The following is a 1793-nucleotide window of genomic DNA, read 5'->3' as shown; positions in this document are numbered from 1 at the left end:
GTTAAGACTTTTAAAGAATCTGCTATAAACAAAGAGCTATCTTTAGAGGAACTAAGAAAAGAGTTAAGTTTACTTGATTATGCAAAATTGAAAGAAAATACAAAACAATTTAATTCTAATAAGGGATTTATAATTGAAGAAGCAAAAATAAATTATTCATCTACATTAGAAGATGAAAATAAAAATACAAAATCATATGAACAAATATTGAATAAACACTCAAATAAGTAGTGTTTATTTTTATGAAAAATAGAAAAGGAGATATAAAAATGGCAGATAAAGCGATATTAAATTGTGATATAGATAAATATCCAGATGTTGTAACAGCAAAAAATGGAAGTGATGTACTAGAAAATGGTGCGATAGTTGCATTAGGCGGTTTAGTCGATTCAGAGTTAGGAAACGATTGTTATAAAATAGAAAAATTAACAGAAGGATGTAGATTTGGAATCTTAGACAGTGTTGCACTTCAATATGATGAAAGATTAGATGAAAGAGATTATGAGTTAAAAGCAAGTGAAATAGATAGAGTTAGATTACCTCATAAGGGATTATGTATGACTTTAGCTAAAAAACATTTTGATGGTGTAGTAGCCGTTGGAGATGAATTAGAACTTAAAGCAGATACATATAAGTTTACAAAGAAAACTACTGGAATAGTAGTTGCAAAGGTTGAAGAATTATATACTTTTAATGGACAAGATTCAGTATATGTATCTTTTATATAGAAAATAAAATCATAATAAATAATTAATGGAAGGTGGAAAAAATATGGCTATAGATATAATAGCATTAAAAGATTTATCAAGTGATATATTAAATGGAAAAGTAAAAAATTATGCTCAATGTGAAGATGCATTAAGAAAAGAAATAATAGATATATGTGGAGGGAAATGGGGACAATATACGTTCTTTGAAAATAAATATAAGATATTTCAAATATTATCTGAAACAATAACTGATAAAGTAAATAGATTAACTGAAGAAGCATTTTCAGATTTTTGTGATGTAGAAAATTTTGATTTAGGTAATAAAAAAGAATTTACAGTTAAAAATACTGATTTATTAAGAATTGCAAATATAGCTGAAGGTAAAAATAGTACAAGAAGACAAAGACTATTAGGTAAAAAAGTTCCTACATCTGCATTTAAATTAGCAATAGCTATATATGAAGAGTTTGATAGATTTATAGCTGGAAGAATAGATTGGTCTGAAATGGTAGATAGAGTATCTTCTACATTCCAACATCATATAGCAGAGGCAATAGCATCTACTATGGAAGGGGCTTACGCATCTGTGCATACTAATTTAAAAACTAGTGCTGCTTATTCAGATAAGGACTTAAAGAAAATAGTTAATAAAGTAAAAGGTGCTACTGGACAATCTGTTGCTATATATGGAACTCCAGAAGCAGTAGGAAATATAGAAGGTGTTGGAGCTGACTTAGATAAAGATGACAAAAGAAATTTTGGATATGTTAAAAACTTTAGTGGAACACCTGTAATAGAATTACCTAACTATTATGATGCTGAAAGAGATAAATGGGCATTAAGTAATAGTATTTTATATGTTATACCAAATGATGAGAAGATAATCAAATTAGGATTTGAAGGCGACACAATGATAATAGAAAATACTGATGGAATAGCTAGAGATGACCAACAAATAGAGATGTTCATGTCAAGAAAAATGCATTTAGGTGTTGTTGTTGCTTCTAAATTTGGAATGTATAAAATACAATAATATTATTTAGAAGGGAGATTTTTTAATGGCTGCTAAGACAAAAAAAGATG

3 protein-coding genes are annotated in these 1793 nt (G+C 27.7%); all 3 read left to right on the top strand.

What is annotated here, in order from left to right:
- Positions 1–231, top strand: a 231-nt coding sequence (locus IC219_RS21250) for a hypothetical protein (RefSeq protein ID WP_227853498.1), incomplete at its 5' end; no start/stop codon positions are given.
- 38 nt (positions 232–269) lie between these two features.
- Positions 270–728: a hypothetical protein gene (locus IC219_RS21245; RefSeq protein WP_227831923.1), complete on the top strand. Its 459-nt coding sequence runs from the start codon at positions 270–272 to the stop codon at positions 726–728.
- A 43-nt stretch (positions 729–771) separates the two neighbouring features.
- Entirely contained in the window at positions 772–1743 is a 972-nt protein-coding gene (locus tag IC219_RS21240; RefSeq protein WP_227825364.1) for a hypothetical protein, read from the top strand.
- The last annotated feature ends 50 nt before the right edge of the window (positions 1744–1793 follow it).

It is taken from the genome of Clostridioides sp. ES-W-0018-02, assembly GCF_020658175.1.
GTDB lineage: Bacteria > Bacillota > Clostridia > Peptostreptococcales > Peptostreptococcaceae > Clostridioides.
Note: the sequence above shows the minus strand (reverse complement) of the source record. Positions and strands in the feature narration are given on the sequence as shown.

Bases quoted from the DNA above. Each gene is read 5' to 3' on its own strand.
- IC219_RS21240 (WP_227825364.1), top strand. From the start codon at position 772: ATGGCTATAGATATAATAGCATTAAAAGATTTATCAAGTGATATATTA.
- IC219_RS21245 (WP_227831923.1), top strand. From the start codon at position 270: ATGGCAGATAAAGCGATATTAAATTGTGATATAGATAAATATCCAGAT.